Consider the following 25997-nt stretch of genomic DNA (forward strand, 5'->3'; position numbering starts at 1 on the left):
GTTTGTCAAACGGCACCTCGGCCACGCATCACTGTATGAGCGAACAGGAGTGAGTGAATGCAGCCGGAAATTCGGAAAATCGTGACTTATGACGAAGAGGTGCTGATCGAAGGGTTTCGCCCCGCCGACACGCCGTGGCGCATGTTCGCTGTGGCCGCCGTGGTGCGCAATCCTTGGGCCGGGCGCTACGTCGAGGACCTCAAGCCCGAGATCCACGCCTATGGCCCGGTGCTGGGCGAGATGATGACCCAGCGGATGATCGACCTCGCAGGCGGCGGCGCGGCGATCGAGGCCTATGGCAAGGCGGCGGTCGTCGGGCTGAATGGCGAGATCGAGCACGCCTCGGGCCTCATTCACACGCTGCGCTTTGGCAATCACTACCGGCAGGCGGTGGAGGCCAAGAGCTACCTCGCCTTCACCAACACCCGGGGCGGGGCCAATGCGCCGATCATGGTGCCGCTGATGGACAAGAACGATGCCGGGCGTCGCTCGCATTATCTCACAATCCAGTTCGCCATCCCCGACGCGCCGCGCGACGACGAGATCGTCGTGGTGCTTGGCGCGGCCACCGGCGGGCGTCCGCATCACCGCATTGGCGATCGCTATCAGGATCTGAAGGATCTCGGCCATGATCTGGACAACCCGGCGGCGGTCTGACCTCGGCGACGGTCTGGCGGGGATCGAGGCGGGGTCTTCGGGCCCGCGCGTGCTGCTGATCCACGGCGTCGGCCTGCGGGCCGAGGCATGGGGCGCGCAGCTGGAGGCGCTTGCGCAGCACTGCCGCGTCACGGCGGTGGACATGCCGGGCCATGGCGAAAGCACTCTGGCCGGAGAGAACGCGCTGGCGGACTACGCCGGTCGGATCGCGTCACTTTTGGACGGGCCAGCGCTGATCGCCGGGCATTCGATGGGGGCAATGATCGCCGCCGAGATCGCCCGGCAGGTGCCGGAGAGGGTCAGCGCCCTCGCCTGCCTCAACGCCATCTACCGGCGCTCGGACGAGGCGAAAAAGGCCGTCGCAGCGCGCGCCGCGCAGCTGGACGGGCTCAGCATCGCCGACCCCGAGCCGACGCTGAGCCGCTGGTTCGAGGATGCCGAGACCCCCGCCCGCGCCGCCTGCCGCGACTGGCTGACCGGTGCCGACCCCGAGGGCTATCGCGCCGCCTACCGGGTGTTCGCCGCCGAGGACGGGCCACGCGATGACACGCTGCGCGGCCTCAGCTGCCCGGCGCTCTTCATGACCGGCGGGCGCGAGCCCAACTCCACCCCGGCGATGTCGCAGGCGATGGCGGCGCTGGTGCCGCAGGGCCGCGCCGTGGTCCTGCCGGATGCCGCCCACATGATGCCGATGACCCATGCCGATGCGGTCACCGCCGAGCTGCTGCGCCTGATCCCGGCGCACGGCTGAGCCAATGCCACCCGCGCCCGTTCGGCGCGGGCCATCCCCCAAACCCCAAACGCGAGGAGCCGAGCAATGGAGTTTTCCCTCTTTGCCCATATGGAACGCCTGACCCCGGACCAGCCGCATGAGGTGCTGCACGAGGAGTTCATTTCGCTGTGCAAGATGGCCGACGAGGGCGGTATGCGGGCGATCTGGACCGGCGAGCATCACGGCATGGAGTTCACCATTGCCCCCAACCCGTTTCTATCGATCGTCGATCTGGCCCATCACACCAAGAATGTGCGCCTCGGCACCGGCACGGTGATCGCCCCCTTCTGGCATCCGATCCGGCTCGCCGGAGAAGCGGCGGCCACCGACATGATCACCGGCGGGCGGCTGGAACTTGGCATCGCCCGTGGGGCCTATAGCTATGAGTATGAGCGGATGATGCCCGGGCTCGACGCGGCGCAGGCAGGCGCGCGGATGCGCGAGAGCGCGCCGCTGCTGCGCCCGCTCTGGTCCGGCGACTGCGCGCATGAAGGGGCGTTCTACAGCTTTCCCAGCACCACCGCCGTGCCGAAGGCCGCGCAGGTGGGCGGCCCGCCGATCTGGATCGCAGCGCGCGAGGAAGCCAGCCACAGCTTCGGCGTCGAGAACGGCTTCAACATTCAGGTCACGCCGCTGTGGCAGGGCATGGAGGCGATCACCACGCTCAAGCAGCGCTTTGACGATGCCCGCGCGCAGAGCCCCGGCAAAACTCCGAAAATCATGCTGCTGCACCACACCTATGTGGGCCGCGACGACGCGGATGTGGCGCAGGCGGCAAAAGAAATCTCGCGCTATTACTGCTATTTCGGCGCGTGGTTCCAGAACAAGCGTCCCGTCCGCAATGGTCTGATCGAGGCGCTCAGCGACGAAGAGATCGCGGGCAACAACATGATGGCGCCCGAGAACCTGCTGCGCGACCTGACCATCGGCACCAAGCAGGAGGTGATCGACCGCCTGCGGCGCTATGAGGACATGGGCTATGACGAGTTCTCCTTCTGGATCGACACCGGCATGACCCATCAGCGCAAGCGCGACTCCCTCGCCCGTTTTCTCGACGACGTTCTGCCCGCCTTTGCCTGAGGACCTCCCATGACCGACCTTCCCCACTATCCGCTCTACATCGACGGCACCTTCTGCGAGGGCAGCGCCGCGCAGGTGATGCGCTCAGAGAACCCTGCCAGCGGCGAAGACTGGGCCAGCTTTGCCTGCGCAACGCCCCGCGATGTGGACCGCGCCGTCTGTGCCGCGCGGCGGGCGCTTGATGCGCCCGAATGGCGCGACCTCAGCCAGACCGCGCGCGGCAAGCTGCTCTACCGGCTGGCCGATCTGGTCGAGGCCAATGCGCAGGTGCTTGGGCGGCTGGAGACCACCGACAGCGGCAAACTGCTGGCCGAGACCGCCAGCCAGACCGCCTATGTTGCCGACTATTACCGCTATTACGCGGGGCTCGCCGATAAGATCGAGGGCGCGGTGCTGCCCATCGACAAGCCCGACATGCATGTCTTCACAAGGCCCCTGCCGATCGGCGTGGTTGCTGCCGTCGTGCCGTGGAACGCGCAGATGTTCCTTACCGCCACAAAGCTCGGTCCGGCGCTGGCGGCAGGCTGCACGGTGGTGCTGAAGGCGTCCGAAGTGGCGCCCGTGCCGATGCTGGAGTTTGCCCGGCTGATCCACGAGGCGGGCTTTCCGCCGGGCGTGGTCTCGGTGATCACCGGCGATGCCAAGGGCTGCGCCATCCCACTCACCAGCCATCCCGATGTGGACCGCATCGCCTTTACCGGCGGGCCGGACACCGCGCGCCATGTGATCCGCAACTCGGCCGAGAATTTCGCGGTCACCACGCTGGAACTGGGCGGCAAATCCCCGATCCTCGTCTTCGAGGACGCTGACCTCGATGGCGCGGCCAATGCGCTGATCGCGGGCAATTTCGGGGCCTCGGGGCAAAGCTGCGTGGCGGGCTCGCGCGGTCTGGTGCAGCGGAGCATCTTTGAGGCGCTGGTGGCCAAGATCACCGAAAAGGCGCAGGGCATCATCGTCGGCGATCCTCTCGACGCGAGCAGCCACATGGGGCCGCTCTGCACGCGGGCGCAGGTGGATCTGATCGCGAAGACGCTGAGCGAGGCACAGGCACAGGGCGCCATCCTCCGCTTCGGCGGCGCGGCGCTGGAGCGCGCGGGCCATTACATGGCGCCGACGCTGGTGGAATGCGCCACGCCCGAGACCGCGACGCTGACCACCGAGATGTTCGGCCCGGTCATGTCGCTGCTGCCTTTCGACACCGAGGAAGAGGCCATCGCGCTGGCCAACGACAGCCTCTACGGGCTGGGCTCGGGGGTATTCACGCAAAACCTCGCCCGCGCCCATCGGGTCTCGGGGCGGTTGCGGGCTGGCATCTGCTGGGTGAACACCTATCGGGCGATCTCGCCCATCGCGCCCTTCGGCGGCTTTGGCGACTCCGGCTATGGGCGCGAGGCGGGGATGGAGGCCATCAAGGACTACACGCGCACCCGCACCACATGGATCAACACCTCGGCCGAGCCCATGTCGAACCCCTTCGTGATGCGGTGAGACAAGAGCCGGGCGCCGCTCTGCGAGAGCGCGCCCGGTCTTTCTTCTATCAGCCCCAGGTCGGGTGGAACTTGCCGCCCGGCGAGAGGGTGAAGATATCGACCCCATCGGCAGTCACGCCAACCGAATGCTCGAACTGCGCCGAGAGCGATTTATCGCGGGTCACCGCGGTCCAGTCGTCGGCCAGCACTTTGGTCTCGGGGCGTCCGAGGTTCACCATCGGCTCGATGGTGAAGAACATGCCCTCTTCGAGCACCGGACCCGAGCCCGCGCGGCCATAGTGCAGCACGTTAGGCGCCGCGTGGAACACCCGGCCCAGACCATGGCCGCAGAAATCGCGCACCACCGACATGCGCTGCGCCTCGACGTAGCTCTGGATGGCATGGCCGATGTCGCCGAACGTGTTGCCCGGCTTGACCGCCTCGATGCCCAGCATCAGCGAGTCGTGGGTCACTTGGATCAACCGCTCGGCCTTGCGCGAGAGCTTTCCGGCCACATACATCCGGCTGGTATCGCCGTACCAGCCATCGACGATGACCGTCACGTCGACGTTGAGAATATCGCCGTCCTTCAGCTTCTTCTCGCCCGGAATGCCGTGGCAGACCACGTGGTTGATCGAGATGCAGCTGGCGTGCTGATAGCCCTTGTAGCCGATCGTCGCCGAGGTCGCGCCCGCCTCTTCCACCGCAGTGCGGATGAAATCGTCGATCGCCCCGGTCGTCTGGCCCGGATAGACCAGCGGTGCGAGATCGTCGAGAATGCGCGCGGCAAGCTCGCCGGCCTTATGCATGCCAGCAAAATCGCCGGTTTCGTGAATGCGGATGCCGTCGCGGGTGAGACGGCCGCTCGTGTCATTTCGCAAGACGGGGCGCTCCATGGGTCTCTTCCCTTCAATACTTAATGCGTGTTGTGCTGCATTGCCAGAGGATGGCAGGGGAACGCAATGCCGCGCGGGCGCGTTATGCACGGCGCCACGCCGCTGCGCCCACTGGCACGGCATAACGTGATGATAAGACGCGCACAGACGCGAGAAAAGGGATAACGAGGGACGATGGACAGCATCAACGAAGTACTCAACACCGAGATCTACAACGGCACGTCGCTGTCGGATGTGTTCACCTTGGATTATCTGGCGCAGATGCTGGGCAATGTGGTGGCGGCGATCGTGCTGCTGCTGATCGGTCTCTTTATTGGCCGCTGGGTCAAGGGCCGGATCACCGCCATGGCGGCGCGCAGCCCGAAGCTCGACGACACGCTGTTCAACTTCCTTGGCAATATCGCGCGCTATACGGTGCTGATCTTCACAGTGCTGATCGTGCTCAACACCTTCGGCGTTCAGACCACCTCGATCATCGCCGCGCTGGGTGCTGCGGGCCTTGCCATCGGGCTTGCGCTGCAGGGCACGCTGTCGAATGTCGCCGCCGGGGTGATGATCATCATTTTCCGCCCGATCAAGCTGGGGGATTTCATCTCGGTTGCCGGGCAGTCGGGCACGGTGAAGGACATCACGCTCAACACCACCGAACTGGCCAGCATCGGCAACTCGCAGATCATCATCCCGAACTCCGAGGTCTGGGGCAATGTGATCGAGAACTATTCGGTCTACGACACCCGCCGCGCCGAGTGGACCTTTGGCGTCGGCTATGGTGCCAATCTCGCGCAGGCCGAGCAGGTGATCCGCGACACGATCATGGGCGACGCCCGCTCGATGAACGAGCCCGCGCCCTTCATTCAGGTCAACAACCTCAACGACAGCTCGGTCGATTTTCTGGTGCGCGTCTGGGTCGCGAGCGGCGATTACTTCCAGTATCAGGCCGATATGAAGCGCAAGGTCAAAGAGGCGCTGGATGCCAATGGCGTCGACATCCCCTTCCCGACCCGCACGCTGCATATCTCCAAAGACAAGGACGCAGGAGAGAAGAGCGAAAATCGGGGCGGTGAAAATCAGGGCGGTGAAATGCCCAAGTCACAGCTCGTCTGAGCCCGAACCAGCGGATGGGGGCGCTGCCCCCGTCCGCGCCTGCGCGCGGCCTCCCCCGGGATATTTCGATCTAGACGAAGCCCGGTGTCCTGCTCAGGGCGCGCGGAACGGCAGAGGTGCGGCGAGGCTGATCCCCTCGGGGCTGATGTCGCAGCCCATGGTCAGCACCTCGACACCCGCCGCATGCGCGGCAGCAAAGGCGCGCGCGTAAGCCGGATCGATGTCTGCGGCAAGCGTCACCTCGCGCGCATCGGTGCGCTGCACAAGATAGAGCATCACCGCGCGATGCCCCTGCGCCACCATCTGGCTCAACTCGCCCAGATGCTTGGTGCCGCGCGCCGTGACGCTGTCGGGAAACTCGGCAAGACCCGGCTGGCGTGACAGAGTCACCGATTTCACCTCGACATAGCAATCCGGGCGGCCCGGACCTGAGAGCAGGAAATCGATCCGGCTCTTTTCGCCGTATTTCACCTCGGGCCGGACGGTCTCATAGCCCTCGAGCCCCGGCACCTGCCCCGCCTCGAGCCCGGCGCGCAGAACCCGGTTGGCCGCGCCCGTGTCGACGCCCGTGAAGGCACCGGCGAAGGCGCCGCTCTCATGCTCCAAGAGCCGCCACGCGAATTTGAGCTTGCGCTTGGGATCGTCGTTCGGCTCCAGCCAGATCTTCGCGCCCGGATCGGCGAGCCCCAGCATGCTGCCGGGATTGGCCACATGGGCGGTGATCTCGCGCCCGTCGGGCAGCGTGCAATCGGCCAGAAAGCGTTTGTAGCGGCGCAGCAGGCGGGCGGGAATGAGCGGTGTGTCGTAGCGCATGGGGGCCGTCATAGCATGCCGCTTGAGCGGGGCAAGCGCCGCGCGGCGCAATGGGCTTGACGGGAGCCCCCCGCAGCGGTCATTCATATGTGGAGATATCTTTCACAGAAGAATGAGAGCGCCATGACCGCCACGCCCCCGCCCACAGAGACATCGAGCCCCGCGCAGGTGGCGCCGGAGCGGCCGCTGGACGGGCTGCTGGTGGTCGATCTGAGCCAGTTTCTCTCGGGGCCCTATTGCTCGCTGCGGCTGGCGGACCTCGGCGCGCGGGTAATCAAGATCGAGCGCGCGGGCGCCGGGGATCTGTCGCGGCACCTCTATCTGTCGGACACGGAGATCGGCGGCGACTCGACGATCTTTCACGCCATCAACCGCGGCAAAGAGAGCCTCGCGCTCGACCTCAAGGACCCCGCCGATCTTGCCGCACTGCGCAAGCTGGTGAGCAAAGCCGACGTGATGATCCAGAACTTCCGCCCCGGCGTTGCGGCGCGCATCGGGGTCGGCTGGGAGGAGATGCATGCGCTCAACCCGCGGCTCGTCTATGGCTCGATCTCGGGCTATGGCGACGATGGGCCTTGGGTGAAATTCCCCGGACAGGACCTGCTGGCGCAGGCGCGTTCGGGGCTGATGTGGCTGACCGGCGACGCCGCGCAGGGGCCGGTGCCCATGGGGCTGGCGGTGGGCGATATGTTCGCCGGCGTGGCGCTATCGCAGGGCATTCTGGCGGCGCTGGTGCGGCGCGGCATCGACGGCATCGGGCGGCATGTCGAGACCAGCCTGCTTGAGGCGCTGGTCGATCTGCAGTTCGAAGTGCTGACCACATGGCTCAATGACGGGCGGCGCATGCCGCAGCGCTCGGAGATCAACGGCGCGCATGCCTATCTGGGCGCGCCTTACGGCGTCTATGCCGCGAAGGACGGTCATCTGGCGCTGGCGATGACCCCGCTGGACCGGCTCGCCGAGTTGATGAACCTGCCGGATCTGGCCGGGCGCCCGCCGCGCGACGCTTTCTCTGCCCGCGACGCCATAAAAACCCGGATTGCCGAGCGAGTGGCCGAAAAGACCGTCGCCGAATGGCTGGCGATCCTGCAGCCCGCCGACATCTGGTGCTCGGAAGTGCTGGACTGGTCGGGGCTGATGGAGGCCGAGGCGTTCAAGCGGCTCGACCTGCTGCAGACCGTCAGCCGCGACGACGGCGTGCGCATCGACACCACCCGCGCCCCGCTCACCATCAACGGCTGCCGCCCGCAAACGGCGCGGGCCGCGCCGCGGGTCGGCGAGCACTCACGCCTCATCCGGGAGGAATTCGGACTATGATCACCCTCAAGGGCATGACCTGGGATCACCCGCGTGGTTACGACCCGCTTGCCGCACTGTCGCAGGAGTGGGAGACCGCGCAGGGCGTGCGCATCACGTGGGACCGCCGCTCGCTGCAGGATTTCGAGAGTTACCCGGTGCTGGATCTGGCCAAGGCCTACGACCTGATCATCATCGACCATCCGCATGTCGGGCAGATCACTCAGGAAGGCTGCCTCGTGCCGCTGCCGGAGGCCCCCGAGATCGCCCAAGGCTCGCTGGGCCATTCGTTCGAGAGCTACACATGGGACGGCCAGCAATGGGCGTGGCCGGTGGATGCCGCCGCGCAGGTGCAGGCGGTACGGCCCGATCTTTGCGCGCCGGTGGCGGATTGGGACGCGGTGATGCGGCTTGCCGCCGAGGGCCGCGTGATGATCCCGCTGCGACCGCCGCATGTGCTGATGAGTTTCTACACGCTCTGCGCCAACCTCGGGCATCCGTGCCGCGTCACGCAAAACGCGCCGTTCGTGGATCGCGCCGGAGGGCGGGACGCGCTGGCGCTGCTGCGGGATCTGGCGCAGCGGGTCGATCCGGCCTGCTATGAGATGGACCCGATCGAAGTGCTGGCGCATATGGCGCAAAGCGACCGCATCGCCTGCGCGCCGCTGATCTATGGCTACATCAGCTACGCGCTGCCGGGCGCCAAGCCGCACCGCGTGACCTTCCATGACATCCCCGAGGCCGCGCCCGGCGCCGGCCCGAAGGGCAGCGCGCTCGGGGGCACCGGGCTGGCGGTCTCGGCCTTCGGTCAGCACCCCGAGGCGGCCATCGCCTTTGCCCGCCATGCCGCGGGACCCGAGGCGCAGGCGGGGCTTTGGGCCAGTGCGGGCGGTCAAGCCGGGCACCGGGATGCATGGACCTCGGCAGCGGTCGATGCGGGTGCGGGCAGTTTCTATTCGGGCACGCTGGCAACGCTGGATACGGCGTGGATGCGGCCCCGCCACGACGGCTACATGCCGTTCCAGCAGGCGGCCTCCGAGCGGATCAACGCGGCGCTGAAGGACGGGGCATTCGAGGCCGCCATGGACGACCTCGACCAGCTTTTCGCCGCGACCTTCTGAGCCCGCTCAGAGCTTCCAGATGCGCGCCGCGTTGCCCTTGTAAAGCGCGGCGCGCTCATCCCCGCTCCACCCGGAGACGATCGCCCGTGTGGCCGCCACCCAAGTGGAGAGCCCGCCGCCCAAGGTGCAGACCGGCCAATCCCCGCCCCAGCAGATGCGATCCGGCCCAAAGCTCTGGGTGGTGTGTTCGACCCAGCGGCGCAACTCGTCCAGCGTCCAGTCCTCGCCGCCATAGGCGATCACGCCCGAGATCTTGGCGCTGACGTTCGGACGCCGCGCGAGATCCGTGAGTGCCTCCGCCCATGGCTCCCAGCCACCCCCGGCGATATCCGGAACGCCGCAATGATCGAGCACGAAGCGCACATTCGGCGCGGCGTCCACCAGGTCGATGGCGAGCGGCAACTGACGTGCCAAGACGCAGAGATCGAACGGAAGGTCCTTCTCCGCCAGCAGGCGCAGGTTCGCGCGGAAGGTCTCGGTCTGCGACAGCGCGTCGGGCACCACATGCAGCGGACGGCGGAACCCCACCACCAGCGACCGGGACGCCGCGCGGTCGAGGAACTCCGGGAAATCCTCTGCCTCGGGGCGGCAGGCGGCGATCACCCCCAAGAGCGGAAAGCCCCCCTGCTGCGCCACCTCCTCGAGCCACTGCGTCTCGGCCTCGATCTGCGCGTCGGCGACATCCACCTCCATGTGCAGCGCACCGGTGATGCCGAGGCGCCGCGCCTCCTGCGCATAGGTCTCGAGTGGCCAGTCGCGGTCGAGCGCCGGGGCGCCCGACAACCACGGGTACTCCAGCCGCGCACGGTTCACGAGGTGCAGATGGCTGTCCAGGATCGCATCGTCCGACATGAAGTCCTCCCTGAGTGATGCATTCACCCAAGAATGAATCATTCAGATGCGAATGTCTCCCCCTCAGCCCCATTGCCGGCAAAGCGCGACAGGGCGGCGGTGGTTTCCAGCAACGCCTCGGTCGCTTCTTCCGGGCTGGGCGCGCCTTCGCTGTCCACCAGCGGCAGATAGGGGATGGTCACGGCGGCAATCGCCTCGCCGCCCGGCGCGAGCACCGGCGCGGACAGGTTGGTCACGCCGACGGTCTGCGCCGAGGGTTTCACCTCATAGCCGCGCGCGCGCACGATCTCGAAGCGCGACTCGAGTTCGGGCGGGATGTCGCGCGCCGGGGCGCCGGTGTCGCGGTTTTCGGCCACCATCATCTGCCGCCGCTCGGGGCTGGCGAAGGCCAGCAGCACGTTGCCCGAGCCGGTGTCGAACAGGTTGATGTGGCTGCCGACGCGGATTGAGATGCCCCAGTAGCCCGGCGCTTCCTGCTGGGCGATGACCACGGCATTGCCCCGGTCGAAGACCACCAGCTGGTTCGCCTGCCGGGTGCGTTCGGACAGATCGCGCAGCAGCGGCGTGGCCAGCGAGGCCAGCCGACGCGTCGGGGCATGAAACTGCGCCATGCCGAACATCTTCAGCGTCAGCGCATAGCGATCCCCCTCGACCCGCGCGACATAGCCGCGCCGCGCGAGGCGTTCGAGCATGCGGTAGAATTCATTGGGGGACCGTCCGAGCGCCTTGGCGATCTCGGACTGGGTGAGCCCGCCTTCGATCCCCGCCAGCAGCTCGAGAATATCGAGCCCCTTGTCGAGGGCCGGTGCGCGGTAACGGTCAGCGGTGTCGGTCATTCTGCTCTCTGTGAATTTCGTCATTCATATAAGAATACCCTCTGCACATCCAGCGGAAAACCTTGACAGGCGGGCACGGTCGGTATTTGCATATAAATAGATTATCCATAAGTGAGCAAATTTTGTCTCGCGGATTTTCAGGGAGGAGAACCATGAAATATCTGACCACCGCCTCCGCGGCGGTGCTGGCGCTTGCCAGCGCGGCCGCCGCGCAGGATCTGCCCGGCAGCTTTGAGGGCGTCACCATCGAGGCCAAGCTGATCGGCGGCCAGCAGTATGAGCCGCTTTATGCGCGCATCGCCGAATGGGAGAAGGCGACGGGCGCCAAGGTCGAGGTGATCTCGAAGAAGAACCACTTCGAGCTTGACCGGGAGATCAAATCCGACATCGCCACCGGCCAGCTCGGCTGGTGCGTCGGCTCGAACCATTCGTCCTTTGCCCCGCAATACCCCGGCATCTATGTCGACCTGCGCGAGTATCTGCCCGACGAAGCGCTGGCCGATTTCGTGGCGGGCAACATTGAGGCCGCCACGCTGGACGGCAAGCTGGTGATGCTGCCGCGCGCGCAGTTCGACGTCTCGGCGCTTTATTACCAAAAGAGCCTTTACGAAGACACCGCCAAGGCCGAGGCCTTCGAGGCGGAATACGGCTATCCGCTCGCGGTGCCGGATACTTGGGAGCAGGTCGCCGATCAGGCGAAATTCTTTGCCGACGCGCCGAATTTCTACGGCACGCAATATGCGGGCAAGGAAGAGGCCATCGCCGGGCGCTTCTACGAGATCCTCGTGGCCAATGGTGGCGAGTTCCTCGACGCCGATGGCGCGCCCGCGTTCAACTCCGAGGCGGGCGTCGAAGCGCTGAACTGGTTCATCGACCTCTATGCAGCCAAGGCCGTGCCTGCGGGCGTGCCGAACTACCTGTGGGACGATCTGGGTCAGGGTTTTGCCTCGGGCACCGTAGCGCTGAACCTCGACTGGCCGGGCTGGGCCGGGTTCTTCAACGATCCCGAAGCCTCGAAAGTGGCGGGCAACGTGGGCGTCGCACCGCCGCCCAAGGGCTCGGCGGGCATTCGCTCTGGATGGTCGGGCTTCCACGGCTTCTCGGTGACGCAGGACTGCGAGAGCCCCGAGGCCGCCGCGTCGCTGGTCTGGTTCCTGACCAATGAAGACAGCCAGAAGCTGGAAAGCGCCGCTGGGCCCCTGCCCTCGCGCACGTCCGTCTGGGAGCATGTGATCGCCGAAGCCGAAGGCGACGCCTATCGCACCGAAGTGCTGCAGGCGTTCCAAACCGGTGCCGAGACCGCATTTGCGGTGCCGAAGACTCCCAGCTGGATCGAGATCACCAACGTGCTCTACCCCGAACTGCAGGCCGCGATCCTTGGCGACAAGAGCGCGCAAGACGCGCTCGACACGGCCGCCGAAGAGGCGACCTACGTGCTCGAAGACGCGGGCGAGCTCTGAGCCGCCCGGCGTAATCCCTGCCACGGGCCGCGTCCGCGCGGCCCGCTTCCCCTGACAGGAGACAACGATGAAGGCCTCGCGCCTCCCCCCTCATATTGTGCTGCTGCTGCCGGCGGTGATCGTGCTGGCCGCGGTCGTCGTGCTGCCGCTGGCGCTGTCGCTGTGGTCGAGCTTTACCCCCTTCCGCCTGACCAAACCCGAGTCCGTCTACAGCTTTATCGGCTTTCGCAATTACCAGCGCATCTTTGGCGACATGGATTTCTGGATCGCCTTCGGGCGCACCGTGCTGCTGCTGACCGTGGCGCTGAACCTCGAGATGCTGATCGGCCTTGGCCTTGCGCTGCTGGTGGACCGTCAGACCCGAGGCCAGCGCGTGCTGCGCACCATCCTGATGTTCCCGATGATGTTCTCGCCGATCCTCGTCGGCTTTCAGTTCAAGTTCATGTTCAACGACAACGTCGGTCTGGTGAACAACGCGCTGCAATCGCTGGGGCTGACCGATCAGGCGATCCCGTGGCTGATCGACGGCAAGCTGGCCTTCATCGCCATCACCGTGGCCGAGATCTGGTCCTCCACCGCCGTTTTCGCGATTTTCATCCTTGCCGGGCTGATGGCCATGCCGCGCGAGCCGCAAGAGGCCGCACGGGTCGACGGCTGTACGCCGTGGCAGACCTTCCGCTATGTCACATGGCCCTTCCTGATGCCCTTCGCCTTCATCGCGATGACCATCCGCAGCCTCGACGTGGCGCGGGCCTATGACATCATCAAGATCATGACCGACGGCGGCCCGGCGGGCCGGACCGAGGTGCTGTGGACGCTGATCGCCCGCACCGCCTATTCGGACGCGCGCATGGGGATGGCCAACGCCATGGCCTATGTGGCGATCCTGCTCTCGGTCGCCTTCACGGCATATTTCTTCTCCAAGCTCGGCAAGGCCCGGGCGCAAGTCGCGGCGGACTGGTGATGGACGAGAACACTTCTGCAAGACTGAAAAAACGCAGCTCGGCCTGGGCTCTCAACATCGCGCTGTTCATCTCGATGATGATCATCTGCCTGCCGGGTCTGTGGATCGTGCTGAACTCGCTGCGCCCGACGGTCGAGATCATGGCCAAGCCGCCGGTCTGGATCCCGCGCGAGCTGTCGTTCGATGCCTATGTCGACATGTTTTCTGGCGTCGGTCAGGGCGGCATCCCGGTGATCGAGTACTTCCGCAACTCGGTGATCATCGCCGTCACCTCGACGGTGATCTCGCTGGCGATCGGCATGTCCGGCGGCTACGCCTTTGCGCGCTACCGCTTCAAGGGCAAGTCGGCGTGGTTCCTCGGGCTGATGCTGACCCGTACGGTGCCCGGCATCGCGCTGTCGCTGCCGCTGTTCTTTCTCTACGCCAAGACCGGGCTGATCGACACGCACGCAGGCATGATCATCGCCTATGTGGCGCTCAACGTGCCCTTCACGATCTGGCTGATCGACGGCTTCTTCCGGCAGGTCCCGCGCGATCTGGCCGAGGCGGCGCAGATCGACGGTTGCACCCGCTGGCAGGCCTTCTGGCAGGTCGAGTTCCCGCTCGCCCGTCCCGGCATCGCCAGCGCTGGCATCTTCGCCTTCCTCACCTCGTGGAACGAGTTTGCGCTGGCCAGCCAGCTCACCCGTTCCACCGACAGCAAGACCCTTCCCGTGGGTCTGCTGGATTACACCGCCGAATTCACCATCGACTGGCGCGGCATGTGCGCGCTCGCCGTGGTGATGATCATTCCGGCGCTTCTTCTGACCTATGCGGTGCAAAAGCACCTCGTCTCGGGCCTGACCTCGGGCGCGATCAAGGGATAAGACATGGCCACGCTCACCCTATCCACACTCGACAAGAAATACGGTGCCTTCCACGCGGTAAAGGGCATCGACCTCGACGTCGCCGATGGCGAGTTTGTCGCGCTCGTCGGCCCGTCGGGCTGCGGCAAATCCACCACGCTGCGGATGATCGCCGGGCTCGAGGACATCTCGGGCGGCGAGCTGCGCATCGGCGAGCGGGTGGTCAACGACCTGCCGCCGCGGGATCGCAACATCTCGATGGTGTTCCAATCCTACGCGCTTTACCCGCATATGACGGTGGCCGAGAACATGGGCTTCTCGCTAAAGATCGCCGGGCGAGATGCCGCCACTATCGACACCGCCGTGAACGAGGCCGCGCGCATCCTCGACATCGAGCCGCTGCTGGAGCGCCGCCCGGCGCAGCTTTCGGGTGGCCAGCGCCAGCGTGTCGCCATGGGCCGGGCCATCGTGCGCGACCCGGACGTGTTCCTGTTCGACGAGCCGCTGTCGAACCTCGACGCCAAGCTGCGCGGCCAGATGCGCACCGAGATCAAGCAGTTGCACGCGCGGCTCGGCTCCACGGTGGTCTATGTCACCCACGACCAGATCGAGGCGATGACCCTCGCCGACCGCATCGTCATCATGCGCGGCGGTGTAATCGAGCAGGTTGGCAGCCCGGACGAGGTGTTCAACCGCCCCGCCTCGCGTTTCGTCGCCAGCTTCATTGGCTCCCCGCCGATGAACATGGCCGAAGCGGTGGTGACAGGCGGCGCGCTGCATATGGACGATGGCACCACCCTGCCCGTGCCGCCCGCCTTCAATGTGGCCGAAGGACGGCGTGTGGTGCTGGGGCTGCGCCCCGATGACGTCTATCCCGAGGGGCATGGCATCCACAGCGAAAGCGGCCACGCGGTCGAAAGCCGCGACCTGCCGGTGATGCTGTCCGAGCCGCTGGGCAATGAGACGCTGCTGTTCACCGAACTGGGCGGCCAAAGCTGGACGGCGCGGATGCTGAACCCACGCAGCGTGAAGCGCGGCGAGATGCTGCGTTTCCATCTCGATCTGTCGCGCGCGCATCTCTTCGACGCCGAGACCGGGCTGACCCTGCGCGGCTGAGGAGCGAAGATGGACACGCTGAAACAAGACTGGACCGCACCCGGCACCCGCCGCCCGATCGTCATCTTCGGCGCGGGCTCGATCGTGCGCGACGCGCATCTGCCCGCATGGGCCGCAGGCGGCTATGAGGTGGCCGGGATCACCGACCCCGATCATGCCAAGGCCGAGGCGCTGGCCGCCGAACATGGCACACGGGCGCTCTCTGCCGAAGAGGCGTTGGCGGTGCCGGATGCGCTCTTTGACCTTGCCACGCCGCCCGATGCCCATGCCGGGATCCTTGCCCAACTGCCGAAAGGCGCGCCGGTGCTGATCCAAAAGCCCATGGGCAGCACGCTGGAAGGCGCGACAGAGGCGCTGCGCATCTGCCGCGAGCGCGATCTGCTGGCGGCGATGAACTTCCAACTGCGCTTTGCCCCCATGGCGGTGGCGCTGAAGGACGCCATCGACAAGGGCCTGCTGGGTCAGGTGGTCGATATCGAGATGCATGGCGTGCTGGCGACGCCGTGGGGCCTCTGGACCTTTCTCGAGGGGTTGCCGCGGATCGAGATCGCCATGCATTCGATCCATTACCTCGATCTCATCCGGCACCTCGTGGGCGACCCAAAGGGCGTCTCGGCACGCACGCTCGGTCATCCGAGCCACGCCGTCGCGCAGACACGCACTGCGGCGATCCTCGATTACGGCCCCGAGTTGCGCTGCCTGCTTTCGGTCAACCACGACTGGGACTTCGGGCGCCCGCATCAGGCCTGCGAGCTGCGCGTCGCGGGCACCAAGGGCGCGGCCTATATGAAGCTGGGCGTGAACCTCGACTACCCCAAGGGCGAGCCCGACGTGCTGGAGATCAACGACGGCAGCGGCTGGCAAACGATCCCGCTCACCGGCTCGTGGTTCACCGAAAGCTTCACCGCCCGCATGCACAATCTGCAGCGCGCCGCCGCCGGAGAAGAGGCGCTGATCGCCCCTGTCGCGGATGGCTGGCGCACCATGGCGCTGGTCGAGGCCTGCTATGCCGCCTCTGCCGCGCCGCTGACCCCCATTCAGGAGACCCCGTGATGGAACGTCCCCGCTACCTTGAAGAGATCGAGATCGGCGAGAGCCGCGAGACCTATGGCCGCACGATCACCGAGACCGATTTCGTCGTCCACGCTGGGCACACCGGCGATTTCTTTCCGCATCACATGGACGCCGAGTTCATGGCCAAATCCGAGTTTGGCGGGCGCATCGCCCATGGCACGATGATCTTTGCCATTGGGGTTGGGCTGACGGCGACCGAGATCAACCCGCTTTCCTTCTCTTATGGCTACGACCGGCTGCGCTTCGTGCGGCCCGTGTTCATCGGCGACACCATCCGCACCCGCGTCACCGCCGCGCGCAAAGAGGACGACCCAAAGCGCCCGCAGTCGGGCAAGCTGTTCGAGACGGTGCAGGTGCTCAACCAGCGCGATGAGGTGGTTCTGGCCTGCGAGCACATCTATGTGGTGCAGAAGAAACCGGCACCTGCCGTCTGAGCGGGGCACCTAAGCCGGGCCATCTTGGCACGGCAGCCGATCCGCGCAGCTGTGACAATCCCGGCCTTGTTAATCTTTGGCAAGGCTGGGAGACTGCGCGCGACTCGCCGCCTCGGAGCAGACACCGCGGACCAGCCATGGCCAAGGAAATCGAGCGTAAATTCCTCGTCGCCTCGGGTGACTGGCGCCGCGTCGCGACCCATAAGGTTGAGATACGCGATGGCCTGCTGGCGTTCCGCGACGGACGCAAAGTGCGGGTGCGCTTTTACGATGATCGCGCCACGCTCAGCGTGAAGGGGCCGAAGTCCGGCCTCACCCGCGATGAATTCGAATATGAGATCCCGCATGGCGACGGGCTGACGCTGCTGGAGCAGCATTGCGACGGCGAAGTGTTGCGCAAGACCCGGCATTTCGTGCCCGAAGGCGCGGATGTCTGGACCGTCGATGAATATCACGGGGTGCATGAAGGGCTGATTGTCGCAGAACTGGAGCTTGCCACCGAAGAGACCCCCTTCGAACGTCCGGGCTGGCTTGGCGCGGAGGTGACGGGCAAGAGCCGCTACCGCCAGTCTTCGCTGTTCAAAGAACACCGTCGGGTGATGAAGCGCACCGGCTGAGGCCGTATTGCCCGAGAGTATGTCGCGCACAGAGCCTCTTTTCCGGCGGGGTCCACTGCCGCGTGTTGGCTCAAGATCCCCTACCCGGGATGTACTCACCCAGAATGAAAATGCCGCGCCAGAGAAGGGCTGGCGCGGCGCTCGATCAGGGCGGAGGAGATCAAACCGCCGGCAGCTGATCGAGATACTTATCGAGCGTCATCGGATAGTCGCGCACCCGCACGCCGGTGGCGTTATAGACCGCGTTGGCCACAGCGGCCGCGACACCGCAAAGGCCAAGCTCGCCGACGCCCTTGGCCTTGAGCGGCGAGGCGATCTCGTCGAGCGTGTCGAGGAACAGCACCTCCTGCGCGGGGATGTCCATATGCACGGGCACCTCGTAGCCGGCGAGGTCATGCGCCGGGAAGTACCCACGGCCGGTGTCGATCGCCATATCCTCCATCATCGCGGCGCCGACGCCCATCACCATGCCGCCGATCACCTGACTGCGCGCGGTGATCGGGTTGAGGATGCGCCCAGCGTCACAGGCTGCCAGCATCCGGCGCAGCCGGATCTCGCCGGTGCCCACATGCACGCCCAGTTCGACGAAATGCGCCGCGAAGGTCGAGACCACATGCGCGTCGCGGGTGCCGCCGAACTCCATGCTGTCCTCGGCGACCAGCTCTCCATCCGCTGCCAGCGAGGCGAGCGTCACCTCGATCTCTCCGGTGCTGACCGAGCCGCCCGCAAAGCTGAGCGTGTCGGCGTCATTGACCTTCAGCTTGCCAGCGATCTGCGCGCGCAGCGCAACGCAGGCGGCATAGGCACCCGCGGTGGCGCTGGCCGCCCCCCACTGCCCGCCCGAGCCTGCGGAGACCGGGAAGGCGCTGTCGCCAAGACGGACGTCAACCGCATCCAGATCGACCCCCATGGTCTCTGCCACGGTCTGCGCAAGGATCGTGTAAGACCCGGTGCCGATGTCGGTCATATCCGTCTCGACGATGATCCGGCCCGTGTCCTGCAAGCGCAGCCGCGCGCCGGACTTCATCACCGGCCCGCCGCGGTAGGCCCCTGCGACGCCATGCCCGATGAGCCATTGCCCATCCCGCGTCGCGCCCGGCGCAGTGTTGCGCTGATCCCAGCCAAAAGCCTTGGCCCCCTCACGCAGACATTCGACGAAATGCCGGTCGGAAAAGCTCTTCTCCGGCTCTTCGGGATCGACCTGCGTGTCGTTCATGGCGCGGAACTCCACCGGGTCCATGCCCAGCTTCTCGGCCATCTCATCCATCGCGATCTCGAGCGCCATCAGCCCCGAAGCCTCGCCCGGTGCGCGCATGGCGTTGGCCTCGGGCAGATGCATCTCGGCCAGATGTTTGACGATCAGCCGATTGTCCCCGGCATAGAACTTGCGGGTCTGGTCCACCGCGTCCTCGCCCGAGCCACCGGGCAGCGTGTGCGAGATCGCCTCATGGGCGATGGCGGTGATCTTGCCGCTCGCCTCGGCCCCGATGCGGATGCGCTGAATGGTCGAGGCGCGGTGCGTGGTGTTGTTCATCACCATGGGCCGCGGCAGCATGACCTTCACCGGCCTTTGCAGCTTGCGCGCCGCCAGCACCGCCATGACCGCATCAGCGCGCAGGAACAGCTTCGCCCCGAAGCCGCCGCCGATATAGGGGCTGTCGACCCGGATGTCGCCCGCGTCCATTTCCAGCGTGGTGGCAAGCGACTGGCGGTCCCATTCGATCATCTGGTTCGACGTCCAGACCGTCAGCTTGCCGTCCTGCCATTCGGCGATGCTGGCGTGGGGCTCCATCATCGCGTGGCTGTGGCTGGGGGTGCGGTATTCCTGCTCGAGCGTCACATCGGCAGCCTCAAAGGCGGCTTCGAAATCGCCGACGCGGGACACCGGGTCGGAACTGTCGCCCTTCTTCTGCTGCCAGACCGCTTCGAGATCGAAACTGCCCTTGGTGACCTCATAGTCGACCTTCACCAGCGCGGCGGCGGCCCGCGCCTGCTCGAAGCTTTCCGCCACCACCACCGCGATGGCCTGATGGTAGTGCCAGATCTCGGCACCGCCAAAGAGCGGCGCGGTGTGCATGCCAGAAGGCGTGGGCATCTCGCCGACCTCCAGCGTGGTGACAACGCCGACAACTCCGGGCGCGGCCTCGGCGGCGGCGGTGTCCATCTCGGTGATCCGGCCCTGCGCGATGGTCGAGACCACCGGGTAGCCCACAAGCTGCCCCTCGGCCACATCGTGGCGCTCATAGGCGTAAGGCGCGCGCCCCGAGACCTTCAGCGGGCCGTCGATGCGCGTGGCCGGGCGTCCGACGTAGCGGGCATTGTCAAAGATGTTCTTTCCGGCGGGTTGATCGAATTTCATGATCTCACTCCTCTGCCAGCATGGCGGCGAGCGTGCGCGTCGCCAGGGTGATCTTGAAGGCGTTCTCCTCGGACGGGCGCGCGCCCTCCAGCAGCTTCGCCATGACGGCCTCTGCGCCTTTGGGCAGTTCCGCATCCGCCTCGGCAGAACGCCACGGCTTGGGCGCGACGCCCCCCAGCGCCACGCGCCCGGTGCCATCGGGCTGGCGGATCAGCGCCACCGAGATCAGCGCAAAGGCATAAGACGCCCGGTCGCGGACCTTATGGTATTTGTGCACGCCGCCCACCGGCGCGGGCAGGGTCACCGCAGTGATCATCTCGCCGGGTCGCAGCACGGTTTCCTGCTCCGGCGTGTCACCGGGCAGAAGGTGGAAGTCTTCGAGCGGGATGCTGCGGGTGACGCCGCTTGGGCTCATGGTCTCGACCACCGCATCCAGAGCGCGCATCCCCACCGCCATGTCGGATGGGTGGGTCGCGATGCAGGCATCCGAGGTGCCGATGACGCCAAGCTGGCGCGAAAACGCCCCCTCGCTCAGCGCCGCGCAGCCCGATCCGGGCGCGCGTTTGTTGCACGGTTGGGCAGTGTCATAGAAATACGGGCAGCGGGTGCGCTGGAGCAGGTTGCCCGCCGTGGTCGCCTTGTTGCGCAACTGGCCCGAGGCACCCGCCACCAGCGCACGCGTCAGCACCGGATAGTCACGGCGAATGCGCTCATCTGCGGCCAAAGCGGTGTTGCGCACCAGCGCGCCGATACGCAGCCCGCCCTCTTCGGTTTCGGTGATCTCATCAAGGCCAAGCCCGTTCACGTCAATCAGATGCACCGGGGTTTCGATCTCGAGCTTCATCAGGTCGAGAAGATTGGTGCCCCCCGCGATGAACTTGGCACCCTCGACCTCGGCGGCGCGTGCGACGGCGTCGATGGGGCTGATGGCCCGCTCGTAAGAGAACTCTCTCATGCGCGTGCTCCTTCGCTCTGCTCTTCGGCCACCTGCGTGATGGCCGCGAGGATGTTGGCATAGGCGCCGCAGCGGCAGATGTTGCCGGACATGCGCTCGCGGATCTCTGCCTCGGTGACTTCGATACGGGAGGTCAGATCGCCCGTGACATGGCTGGGAATGCCCGCCGTGATCTCTTCGAGCACCGATTTGGCCGAGCAGATCTGCCCCGGCGTGCAATAGCCGCATTGGAACCCGTCATGCTCGACAAAGGCTGCCTGCATCGGATCCAACGCCTCGGGCGCGCCGAGCCCTTCGATGGTTTCCACCTCGTCGCCATCATGCATGACCGCGAGCGACAGGCAGGAGTTGATGCGCTGCCCGTTCACGCTGCAGGTGCAGGCGCCGCATTGGCCGTGGTCGCAGCCCTTCTTGGTGCCGGTGAGCTGCAGATGCTCGCGCAACGCGTCGAGCAGCGTGGTGCGGTTGTCGACAGTCAACTGGTGCGTGGTGCCATTGACGGTGAGGCTGACGGTGCTGGTGATGGGTCCGACCGCGCCTTTGGTTGCCGGTCCGGACAGAGCGCCATCGCGGCTCGGGTTGAAGTCGGTATCTGGGGGCATGGTCATTTCCTGTCTATCTGGCGGGCGCCGGGAGGCGGCGGCTGGGTCGGATGGGCGGTTTCGGCTCAGGTAGCCGGACAATGCGCGACAGCCACGTCACGCGGCACAACAAGCGGGGGGTGCTCCTCACGAAACGGTCATCCGCCGCTCTCGGGCCCAACTCTGGCCGGGCAGCGCGCACAATCGAGGAGGCTAAGGGGCCACGCCCTCACCCGTGATCAGAACGTCCCCAATGCGCCGCCGGTTCCGCTCCCGCGCTACCGCGGACGGCTGCGATCCTGCGAAGGCGCCGTTGCAGCGGGCGGGCAAAAGAAAACGCCCGGCGCGGGCGCCGGGCGTCGAAGGGCTCTGATTGCTTTGCGCGTCAGCGCAGCGCGGCCACCGCGCGCGCCAGACGTCGCACGCCCTCTTCCAGTGTCTCCGCCGGATTGGCGGTGAAGTTCAGCCGCGCGCTGCTGCGGTCGCGCCCCTCGGGATCAAAGACCGAACTGGGCGAGATGCACACTCCATGCTCCAACCCGACCCGCATCAGAGCATCGGTATCAAGCGCCGCATCCTTTGCGGTGATCCAGACAAACATCCCGCCCACCGGCCGGGTGAAAGTGAAATGCTCGGACAGATGCGCCTCAACGGCGGCGCAGAGCACGTCGCGGCGCGGCCGATACGTATCCAGCGTGGCGCCGCGCACCCGGTCCATCAGCCCGTTTTCCAGCGCGCTGCAGACCATGCGCTGGCACAGGCTGCTGGTGGCCAGATCCGACCCCTGCTTGACCACCGTCAGCTGCTCGATCACCTCGGGCGCGGCGATCACCCAGCCGACCCGCAGCCCCGGCGCCAGTTCCTTCGAGACGGTGCCAAGATAGATCACCGGCCCGTCATAGCGCGCGGCGGGATGCGCCTCGGCGTCGATCTCGATCATCCGCGGCAGCGGCGTGTCATCGTAGTAAAGCGCGCCGTAGGGGTCATCTTCTACCAGCGGCGTGCCACTGGCACGGGCGGCGGCGACAAGCGCGCGGCGCGCGGCAAGGTCCACCAGAGCGCCGGTCGGGTTGGAGAAGTTCGGCACCGTATAGGCAAAGCACGCGCCGCTGAGCGCGGCTGCGGCGCCGCTGGCGAGCGTCTCAAGGAGCATCGGGCGATAGCGTGGGTAGCGAGGCCGCCACGCATCGAGCGCGCCAAGATAGGTCGGCGACTGCGCGGCGATCACATCGCCCTTGTCGGCGTAAAGCTTACCGACGAGATCGAGCGCCTGCATGCCGCCGGTGGTGATCAGCACGTTCTCCGGCCCCAGCTTCAGCGCCCCGGTGGAATAGCGCCGCGCCAGCGCCGCGCGCAGGTCGGGCAATCCCTCGATCGGGGCATAGCCAAGGCTTTCGGCGGGGTGGTCAGCAACGGCGGCGCGCGCCAGTTCCGCAAGTTCCTCGGTCGGGAAGGTCGCCGGGTCCGGCAGGCCGCCGCCCAAGTTGATCATGCCCGGAATGCTCGCCGCGCCAAGGAAGGTGCGCGTGACCTCATTGGTCTCGCCCATCCACGCGGCGGTCGGGGCGATGGCGGGGGCAAGGCTGCAGTCTGTCACGTCTCGGCTCCTGTCGGTCTCGGTCTGGCTGGCGGCGCGACCCGCGTCCGTCCGTGGCCGGTATCGTACCAGAGACGCGCAAGAGCAAGCGGCACGTCGCGGCGTATTGGGCAAAGGATTTGGACCGCGCGCCCTAGGCCCGCCATGGATCGGCCCATAAAAAACCGGGTGCAGCAATGCGGATGATCACGCTTTCAAACGGCTCCTGTCGCGCAACCGCCTCTCTCAGCGCGAGAAATCCGGCCCGTATCCGCGCTGTTTGAGGGTTGCCGCGACCTGCATCAGCGCGGTCACCGCGTGGCCCTCGTCGGGAAACCGCTCGGCCCGGCTGCGGCCACGTGTCCCGACCCGTCCCCATTCCTGAACGAGGCTCGCCCCGCCAAAGAGATCGCGCTCCACATGCAGGCGGTAAAAGTAGCGCGTGGTCCGGTTGGGCGCGACGCGCAGCAGGCGCAGGCGCGACGGGAAGACCTCGAACTGATCGGTGCAGGCGTTCATGAGCTACGGGCAACAGGTTGACGGACCGCCGGTATAGCAGCGCCTTTCCGGCGCCGCCATGCCCCTTGCGCGAGGTTTTCCCGGCCCGGCGCGCAGGCGTGTCGCTGCCCGTTTCAGCCGGTTCTTGCCGCCGCAGTCGGTTCCGCCTTAGTCGGTTCCGGCCATGCCCGCGGTTCCGAGGATCGTCGCCAGCCCCACGTAAAGCCCGCGCAGCGACAGCTCCGGCGCGACGTCGATCCATTCCTCCAGCGAATGCGCCCGCCCGCCGGTGCCGCCAGAGCCGAGGCAGATCGCCGGAACGCCAAGGCTCATGGGGATGTTCGCGTCGGTCGAGCTCTGGCCGGGGCGCGGCTCGAAGCCGAAGGCCGGCAGCGCGCTCAGCGCGGCGCGCACGATGGTGCTGTCATGCGCCGTGCTGCCCGCCGGACGGTTGCCGATACGGGTCAGCTCGGCACGGATCGCACCATTGGCCGTGTCGCCGCGCGCGTTCTCGCCCTGCACCGCCGCGTCGACCAGCGCCTTGAACGCTTTGTCGAGCTTGGCCAGTTCGCCCGCATCCACAGAGCGCAGATCGACTTCGAGCCAGACCGCCTCGGGGATCGCGTTGATCGAGCTGCCGCCGCCCATGATCGAGGCGCAGAAGGTGGTGCGCGGCGTCTTGGGCACTTCGATGCGGGCCATGCCCGCCATCAGATGACCCAGCGCATAAGAGGGGTTCACCGTGCCAAAGGCGTTCAGCGAGTGCCCGCCGGGGCCACGGAAGGTCACGCGATAGCGCAGCGAGCCAACCGCGCCGGTGGTAAACTGATCCACTTCCAACCCGTCGATGGTGAAGAACCCGGCGATCTTTTCGCGATAGCGCCCCGCTTCGAAGAGATGGCGCACGCCGCGCAGATCGCCCTTGCCCTCCTCGCCCACGTCGCCGACGAACAGCAGGTCCTGCTCGGTCTCGATGCCCGCCGCGTCGAGCGCCCGGATGAACGCAAGCAGCGCCGCCAGCCCGCGGGTGTCATCCCCCACGCCCGGCGCAAAGAGCTTTGTGCCCTCGCGCCGCACCGTCACATCGGTGCCTTCGGGAAACACCGTGTCGAGATGCGCCGCCACCGCGATCATCTGCCCGTTCCCCCGGCCACGCCGGATCCCCAGCACGTTGCCGATCTCGTCGCGCTCCACATCTTCGAGCCCCAGTTCGCGGAACTTGGCCGCATAGGCCTCGGCCCGCCGGTCTTCCTTGAAGGGCGGCGCGGGGATCTCGGTCAGCTCGATGATCTCCTCGACAAAGCGGTCGTGGCCGAGGCGCAGGTTCTCCTGCGCGCGTTTGAACGGCTCCGAGGCGATGATCCGGGCGACGTCTTGGGTCATTTTTGGGTCCTGTGCTGCGTGCGATATGTCTGGCTTAGTGCCTGCGATACGCGATCCCCCGCGGACGTGCGAGGGAGATGCCGACAAGGTGATGCGCTCCGATCCGCGTCAGGCATGGCGTGGCCGCCGCTCCCACCAGAGGCCCCAGAGCGAGCCGCTGACGATCAGCCCGGCCCCTGCAAGCGTGCTGAGCGTGGGGGATTCCAGAAAGAACACCGCGCCGATCAGCGCCGCATAGACCAGCCGCAGATAGTCGAAGGGCGCCAGCGCCGTGGCCTCTCCGACGCGGAAGGCAAGGAAGTTGAGGCTCTGCCCCACGGTCGACAAAAGCCCGATGCACAGCAGCATGGCCCATTGCGCCGGGCTGGGCGCCACCCACGACAGGGCCGCGGGCACGACGAGGATCGCCCCCACGCCCACCGCCTGATAGGTGACGACGGTGCCCAGTTTCTCCTGCTGCGCCAGCTTGCGCACGATGACCATGACCAGCGCCACCGCCCCGGCCGAAAGCAGCGCCAACAGCGTGTAGTGATCAATCTGGCCGCCGCGCGGGTCGGTGATGACCACCACCCCGGCAAAGCCCGCCCCGATCGCCACCCAGCGGTGCGCCCAGACGGTCTCATGCAGGATCAGAATGGCGAAGATCGCGACAAAGAAGGAGCGCGAAAAGCTGATCGACACCGCATCGGCGAGCGGCAGATGCACCATAGCGGTGAAGCCTGCGACCATGGCCAAGGCAGAGAGCGCCACGCGGGCGCCATGCAGCCGCGGCGCATCGGTGCGAAAAGCGCCGCGCGGGTCGCGCAGGATGCGCGGGCTCATCGCGGCGGTCATCACAAGCTGGCGGATGAAGAGCACCTGAACCACCGGGATCCCCTCGCCCACGGTTTTGATCAGCGCGGTCATGATGGTCATCACCAGCCCCGCCATCGCCACCCAGATCGCGCCCTGCAGGTTTCCCGGCAGGCCCGCAATCCGCCCGCGCAGCCCGCTGGCCAGACCCTCTAGGGCGCTCAAATCCGGATACTCGAGGTGTGCGTGGCGCTGTCACGGCTTGGGCGGGGGCGGCGATGGGTCAGGGTATTGCATACAACCAACTTCACAACCGGCATCTATTGCCCCTCATTTCCTAATTTTCCGCTCCATTGAGGCAGTCCTACGCCCGGAATTTTCGACTCGCAAGTCAGGTTGGATACAATTATGCGATTTGCCATGCCGCGCGGTGACAGACGGCTCTTT

Annotated in this window: 25 protein-coding genes; 14 read left to right on the plus strand and 11 right to left on the minus strand. The window is 66.4% G+C overall.

The annotated features are described in order from the left end of the window. The first annotated feature begins 57 nt into the window (after positions 1 to 57). From G0A00_RS11885 to G0A00_RS11900, 4 genes are all read left to right on the plus strand, one after another. A complete protein-coding gene (locus G0A00_RS11885) occupies positions 58 to 657 on the plus strand; it encodes an amino acid synthesis family protein (protein ID WP_164180324.1) in 600 nt (199 codons plus the stop codon). After that, complete coding sequence (locus G0A00_RS11890; protein ID WP_164180322.1) at positions 629 to 1408, plus strand: alpha/beta fold hydrolase; 780 nt, start codon at positions 629 to 631, stop codon at positions 1406 to 1408. The genes G0A00_RS11885 and G0A00_RS11890 overlap by 29 nt, the downstream gene beginning before the upstream one ends. 66 nt (positions 1409 to 1474) lie before the next feature. After that, a complete protein-coding gene (locus tag G0A00_RS11895; RefSeq protein ID WP_164180320.1) occupies positions 1475 to 2509 on the plus strand; it encodes an LLM class flavin-dependent oxidoreductase in 1035 nt (344 codons plus the stop codon). A gap of 9 nt (positions 2510 to 2518) precedes the next feature. Beyond that, positions 2519 to 3997, plus strand: a complete 1479-nt coding sequence (locus G0A00_RS11900; RefSeq protein ID WP_164180318.1) for an aldehyde dehydrogenase — start codon at positions 2519 to 2521, stop codon at positions 3995 to 3997. Positions 3998 to 4046: 49 nt separating this feature from the next. On the opposite strand, the gene map is transcribed toward G0A00_RS11900, so the two are convergent. After that, a complete protein-coding gene (gene map / locus G0A00_RS11905) occupies positions 4047 to 4874 on the minus strand; it encodes a type I methionyl aminopeptidase (RefSeq protein WP_066109812.1) in 828 nt (275 codons plus the stop codon). A 174-nt stretch (positions 4875 to 5048) separates the two neighbouring features. On the opposite strand from map, the gene G0A00_RS11910 reads away from it, so the two are divergent. After that, a complete protein-coding gene (locus G0A00_RS11910; RefSeq protein WP_164180316.1) occupies positions 5049 to 5978 on the plus strand; it encodes a mechanosensitive ion channel family protein in 930 nt (309 codons plus the stop codon). A gap of 93 nt (positions 5979 to 6071) precedes the next feature. Here G0A00_RS11910 and sfsA read toward each other — a convergent pair whose 3' ends face one another. Next, positions 6072 to 6791, minus strand: a complete 720-nt coding sequence (sfsA, locus tag G0A00_RS11915; protein WP_164180314.1) for a DNA/RNA nuclease SfsA — start codon at positions 6789 to 6791, stop codon at positions 6072 to 6074. Between the two features lie 123 nt (positions 6792 to 6914). On the opposite strand from sfsA, the gene G0A00_RS11920 reads away from it, so the two are divergent. Continuing rightward, entirely contained in the window at positions 6915 to 8108 is a 1194-nt protein-coding gene (locus tag G0A00_RS11920; protein WP_164180312.1) for a CaiB/BaiF CoA-transferase family protein, read from the plus strand. Further along, positions 8105 to 9208 carry an extracellular solute-binding protein gene (locus tag G0A00_RS11925; RefSeq protein WP_164180310.1) on the plus strand — a complete coding sequence of 368 codons (1104 nt, stop codon included), beginning with the start codon at positions 8105 to 8107 and terminating at the stop codon, positions 9206 to 9208. The genes G0A00_RS11920 and G0A00_RS11925 overlap by 4 nt, the downstream gene beginning before the upstream one ends. Before the next feature lie 6 nt (positions 9209 to 9214). Here the strand turns inward: G0A00_RS11925 and G0A00_RS11930 are convergent, their stop codons facing one another. Next, positions 9215 to 10060 carry an amidohydrolase gene (locus G0A00_RS11930; RefSeq protein WP_164180308.1) on the minus strand — a complete coding sequence of 282 codons (846 nt, stop codon included), beginning with the start codon at positions 10058 to 10060 and terminating at the stop codon, positions 9215 to 9217. 38 nt (positions 10061 to 10098) lie between these two features. Then, positions 10099 to 10896, minus strand: a complete 798-nt coding sequence (locus G0A00_RS11935; RefSeq protein WP_235952965.1) for an IclR family transcriptional regulator — start codon at positions 10894 to 10896, stop codon at positions 10099 to 10101. A 152-nt stretch (positions 10897 to 11048) separates the two neighbouring features. Here G0A00_RS11935 and G0A00_RS11940 point away from each other — a divergent pair, with 152 nt between their 5' ends. The 7 genes from G0A00_RS11940 (at position 11049) to G0A00_RS11970 (ending at position 17406) form a co-directional block, all read left to right on the plus strand. Further along, on the plus strand, positions 11049 to 12356 hold the full coding sequence (locus tag G0A00_RS11940) for a sugar ABC transporter substrate-binding protein (RefSeq protein WP_164180304.1): 1308 nt from the start codon (positions 11049 to 11051) through the stop codon (positions 12354 to 12356). Positions 12357 to 12423: 67 nt separating this feature from the next. After that, positions 12424 to 13320: a carbohydrate ABC transporter permease gene (locus tag G0A00_RS11945; RefSeq protein WP_164180302.1), complete on the plus strand. Its 897-nt coding sequence runs from the start codon at positions 12424 to 12426 to the stop codon at positions 13318 to 13320. Continuing rightward, entirely contained in the window at positions 13320 to 14186 is an 867-nt protein-coding gene (locus G0A00_RS11950; RefSeq protein ID WP_164180300.1) for a carbohydrate ABC transporter permease, read from the plus strand. The genes G0A00_RS11945 and G0A00_RS11950 overlap by 1 nt, the downstream gene beginning before the upstream one ends. Positions 14187 to 14189: 3 nt before the next feature. Then, positions 14190 to 15281, plus strand: a complete 1092-nt coding sequence (locus G0A00_RS11955; protein ID WP_164180297.1) for an ABC transporter ATP-binding protein — start codon at positions 14190 to 14192, stop codon at positions 15279 to 15281. Between the two features lie 9 nt (positions 15282 to 15290). Beyond that, positions 15291 to 16334, plus strand: a complete 1044-nt coding sequence (locus G0A00_RS11960) for a Gfo/Idh/MocA family protein (RefSeq protein WP_164180295.1) — start codon at positions 15291 to 15293, stop codon at positions 16332 to 16334. Then, on the plus strand, positions 16334 to 16789 hold the full coding sequence (locus G0A00_RS11965; RefSeq protein ID WP_164180293.1) for a MaoC/PaaZ C-terminal domain-containing protein: 456 nt from the start codon (positions 16334 to 16336) through the stop codon (positions 16787 to 16789). The genes G0A00_RS11960 and G0A00_RS11965 overlap by 1 nt, the downstream gene beginning before the upstream one ends. A 137-nt stretch (positions 16790 to 16926) precedes the next feature. Further along, complete coding sequence (locus tag G0A00_RS11970) at positions 16927 to 17406, plus strand: CYTH domain-containing protein (RefSeq protein WP_164180291.1); 480 nt, start codon at positions 16927 to 16929, stop codon at positions 17404 to 17406. A 160-nt stretch (positions 17407 to 17566) separates the two neighbouring features. Here the strand turns inward: G0A00_RS11970 and paoC are convergent, their stop codons facing one another. From paoC to G0A00_RS12005, 7 genes are all read right to left on the minus strand, one after another. Further along, positions 17567 to 19765, minus strand: a complete 2199-nt coding sequence (paoC, locus tag G0A00_RS11975) for an aldehyde oxidoreductase molybdenum-binding subunit PaoC (RefSeq protein WP_164180289.1) — start codon at positions 19763 to 19765, stop codon at positions 17567 to 17569. A gap of 4 nt (positions 19766 to 19769) precedes the next feature. Further along, the gene (locus G0A00_RS11980) at positions 19770 to 20720 is read right to left on the minus strand and encodes a xanthine dehydrogenase family protein subunit M (RefSeq protein ID WP_164180286.1); all 951 of its coding nucleotides are present in this window, start codon (positions 20718 to 20720) and stop codon (positions 19770 to 19772) included. After that, on the minus strand, positions 20717 to 21322 hold the full coding sequence (gene paoA / locus G0A00_RS11985; RefSeq protein ID WP_203595351.1) for an aldehyde dehydrogenase iron-sulfur subunit PaoA: 606 nt from the start codon (positions 21320 to 21322) through the stop codon (positions 20717 to 20719). Before paoA ends, G0A00_RS11980 begins: the two co-directional genes overlap by 4 nt. A gap of 364 nt (positions 21323 to 21686) precedes the next feature. Continuing rightward, the gene (locus G0A00_RS11990; RefSeq protein ID WP_368667694.1) at positions 21687 to 22898 is read right to left on the minus strand and encodes a PLP-dependent aminotransferase family protein; all 1212 of its coding nucleotides are present in this window, start codon (positions 22896 to 22898) and stop codon (positions 21687 to 21689) included. A gap of 225 nt (positions 22899 to 23123) precedes the next feature. Continuing rightward, complete coding sequence (locus G0A00_RS11995; RefSeq protein ID WP_066109770.1) at positions 23124 to 23396, minus strand: WGR domain-containing protein; 273 nt, start codon at positions 23394 to 23396, stop codon at positions 23124 to 23126. A gap of 147 nt (positions 23397 to 23543) precedes the next feature. After that, positions 23544 to 24758: a M20/M25/M40 family metallo-hydrolase gene (locus tag G0A00_RS12000; RefSeq protein WP_164180282.1), complete on the minus strand. Its 1215-nt coding sequence runs from the start codon at positions 24756 to 24758 to the stop codon at positions 23544 to 23546. 108 nt (positions 24759 to 24866) lie between these two features. Then, positions 24867 to 25775 carry a DMT family transporter gene (locus tag G0A00_RS12005; protein WP_157374275.1) on the minus strand — a complete coding sequence of 303 codons (909 nt, stop codon included), beginning with the start codon at positions 25773 to 25775 and terminating at the stop codon, positions 24867 to 24869. Positions 25776 to 25997: the final 222 nt, after the last annotated feature.

The sequence above is a fragment of the Salipiger sp. PrR002 genome (genome assembly GCF_010500775.1).
GTDB lineage: Bacteria > Pseudomonadota > Alphaproteobacteria > Rhodobacterales > Rhodobacteraceae > Salipiger.

Coding starts and splice junctions, on each gene's coding strand:
- G0A00_RS11885 (WP_164180324.1), top strand. CDS start 58: ATGCAGCCGGAAATTCGGAAAATCGTGACTTATGACGAAGAGGTGCTG.
- G0A00_RS11890 (WP_164180322.1), top strand. CDS start 629: ATGATCTGGACAACCCGGCGGCGGTCTGACCTCGGCGACGGTCTGGCG.
- G0A00_RS11895 (WP_164180320.1), top strand. CDS start 1,475: ATGGAGTTTTCCCTCTTTGCCCATATGGAACGCCTGACCCCGGACCAG.
- G0A00_RS11900 (WP_164180318.1), top strand. CDS start 2,519: ATGACCGACCTTCCCCACTATCCGCTCTACATCGACGGCACCTTCTGC.
- map (WP_066109812.1), bottom strand. CDS start 4,874: ATGGAGCGCCCCGTCTTGCGAAATGACACGAGCGGCCGTCTCACCCGC.
- G0A00_RS11910 (WP_164180316.1), top strand. CDS start 5,049: ATGGACAGCATCAACGAAGTACTCAACACCGAGATCTACAACGGCACG.
- sfsA (WP_164180314.1), bottom strand. CDS start 6,791: ATGCGCTACGACACACCGCTCATTCCCGCCCGCCTGCTGCGCCGCTAC.
- G0A00_RS11920 (WP_164180312.1), top strand. CDS start 6,915: ATGACCGCCACGCCCCCGCCCACAGAGACATCGAGCCCCGCGCAGGTG.
- G0A00_RS11925 (WP_164180310.1), top strand. CDS start 8,105: ATGATCACCCTCAAGGGCATGACCTGGGATCACCCGCGTGGTTACGAC.
- G0A00_RS11930 (WP_164180308.1), bottom strand. CDS start 10,060: ATGTCGGACGATGCGATCCTGGACAGCCATCTGCACCTCGTGAACCGT.
- G0A00_RS11935 (WP_235952965.1), bottom strand. CDS start 10,896: ATGACCGACACCGCTGACCGTTACCGCGCACCGGCCCTCGACAAGGGG.
- G0A00_RS11940 (WP_164180304.1), top strand. CDS start 11,049: ATGAAATATCTGACCACCGCCTCCGCGGCGGTGCTGGCGCTTGCCAGC.
- G0A00_RS11945 (WP_164180302.1), top strand. CDS start 12,424: ATGAAGGCCTCGCGCCTCCCCCCTCATATTGTGCTGCTGCTGCCGGCG.
- G0A00_RS11950 (WP_164180300.1), top strand. CDS start 13,320: ATGGACGAGAACACTTCTGCAAGACTGAAAAAACGCAGCTCGGCCTGG.
- G0A00_RS11955 (WP_164180297.1), top strand. CDS start 14,190: ATGGCCACGCTCACCCTATCCACACTCGACAAGAAATACGGTGCCTTC.
- G0A00_RS11960 (WP_164180295.1), top strand. CDS start 15,291: ATGGACACGCTGAAACAAGACTGGACCGCACCCGGCACCCGCCGCCCG.
- G0A00_RS11965 (WP_164180293.1), top strand. CDS start 16,334: ATGGAACGTCCCCGCTACCTTGAAGAGATCGAGATCGGCGAGAGCCGC.
- G0A00_RS11970 (WP_164180291.1), top strand. CDS start 16,927: ATGGCCAAGGAAATCGAGCGTAAATTCCTCGTCGCCTCGGGTGACTGG.
- paoC (WP_164180289.1), bottom strand. CDS start 19,765: ATGAAATTCGATCAACCCGCCGGAAAGAACATCTTTGACAATGCCCGC.
- G0A00_RS11980 (WP_164180286.1), bottom strand. CDS start 20,720: ATGAGAGAGTTCTCTTACGAGCGGGCCATCAGCCCCATCGACGCCGTC.
- paoA (WP_203595351.1), bottom strand. CDS start 21,322: ATGCCCCCAGATACCGACTTCAACCCGAGCCGCGATGGCGCTCTGTCC.
- G0A00_RS11995 (WP_066109770.1), bottom strand. CDS start 23,396: ATGAACGCCTGCACCGATCAGTTCGAGGTCTTCCCGTCGCGCCTGCGC.
- G0A00_RS12000 (WP_164180282.1), bottom strand. CDS start 24,758: ATGACCCAAGACGTCGCCCGGATCATCGCCTCGGAGCCGTTCAAACGC.